1 protein-coding gene is annotated in these 1808 nt (G+C 57.8%); it reads left to right on the top strand.

From position 1 onward, the window contains the following. On the top strand, nt 1-1808 hold a 1808-nt coding region (locus tag NPS47_RS25125), incomplete at both ends, for a lipase family protein (protein ID WP_274297414.1).

Below are 1808 nucleotides of genomic sequence, written 5' to 3' on the forward strand. Positions count from 1 at the left end.
ACGCGGAGCAATCCTGCGCAAACGGAAGCCGATGCCTTCTACCAGGTAGAGGTCAGCCAGTTAGTCCAGCATGCTGCACACCTGCCGCCTATGGTTGACTGCCACTTCCCGGTAAGCAGCGGGGCGTCCCGGCTTATGCGTGAGCATGGAAAACAGGGCGTGTGCTTGTGCTCCAATAAGCACAACGTGCTGGAGGTGCGCCCGTTGCGGGCACTGCGTCCACTGCTCTCCACCGATTCGCAGTTCTGCGCGCTGAACCTGTACCAGCTCGCGCTGATGGCCACCTTGAGCTATTGCCCCTTCGGGCAGAAGCCTGATGAACAGCCCGTCAAAACAGATAAAGTCAGCTTCACGTCGCAGCCCAGCAGTGGCAACTGGTTTGGCGATGCCCTGGCCAAGTTCGATGAGCTATGGAAAGTCGGTGAGGAGCAACTCAAGGCGTACTACCCCTTGTACGAGGATGTGGCCTACTCCACACGCTTGGAGATCGTACCTTTTGATCCTGCGCTCTACCCGGCAAATAACCCGGCACTGGAGGGCGATCAAGAACATCCAGCAAATATTCACTTTTTCGATGACAGGGGCAAAGAGAGCGATACTGACTCACAAGCCTTTATCACGCATAACGACGAATTGATTTTGATCGCTGTACGCGGCACCAATGAGAAACTTGCCGACGGCCTTCGAGATGCCGATGCGTTTCAGGTGCCTTTTGAGGAGGGTGTGGGCAAGGTCCACCGTGGTTTCTATGACGCGGCTAAGAATGTGTATGACTTTGCAACTAGATATCTCGACAAGTTCTACGCCGGCCAAAAGCTGGTGATCTGCGGCCACAGCCTGGGTGGCGCCATTACCTTGCTGCTTTCCGAGATGCTACGTCGCCGGGAAGGTTCTACTTACGACATCGTGCTCTACACCTACGGCGCCCCCCGAGCAGCTGACGCAACCTTTGTCAAAGAAGCTGCCGCTCTCGTCCACCACCGCATGGTCAACCACAACGACCCGGTACCCAGCGTGCCGGCTACCTGGATGAACACCAAACCCAAGGTGTACCTGCCCGGCGCGGCGCTGACCTTCGTCAACGTACCGTTGGGGCTTTCGGTGTTTGTCACGGGCATTACCAACCTGGACGGTGAGCCTTACGAACACCACGGCACATTGCAGCACTTCATGCCCGTGGAGTTTGGCGGCAACAGGACGTCGGCGATCCTCTGGGAGCCCGGGTGCGACACCATCGCCCAACACGCGGCCTGTAGCCTGGCGATCAAGCAGGTCGACGGATTGCCAATACGGCCTGGGTTGCTGACGCAAATCTTCAACGCGGGTAATCACTCGATGGTGGGCGGTTACATTCCGGCGTGCTGGGCGACATTCCGGCGCTGGCAAGAAGCACAGGAGCAACAGCGCTCGTTGGTGACCAACGAAGAGCTCAAGCTGGTCGACGGGGCAATGGAAAAAATAGACGCTCAGCTGCGCATAAAGCGTAAGCAGCTCGACAACGGCAGCGTGTATGCCCGCAGTCAGCAGTTAGCCATCAATGCACTCTGGCACGAGATCAAGGCGTTGCGCACCAGCCGAGAGCGTTTGTACCGCCTGAGCATCTACAGCAAGGATGAGCAAGCCGTCTATGGTTCGGTGTCTGCACACCCTGAGCGATTGGCCGAGAGCCTGTCGCGCTGGAATGCCCACCTGGAAAACAGGGTGGCTGAACAGCTGGCCATGGCGCCTGTCGATGATACGGATGAAAGCCTGCTGGCGTTGATTGGGGAAGACACCCCCGGCAAGCCGTACATCCTGGACATAGACTC

This window comes from Pseudomonas putida, from assembly GCF_028682475.1.
GTDB classification, from domain to species: domain Bacteria; phylum Pseudomonadota; class Gammaproteobacteria; order Pseudomonadales; family Pseudomonadaceae; genus Aquipseudomonas; species Aquipseudomonas putida_AG.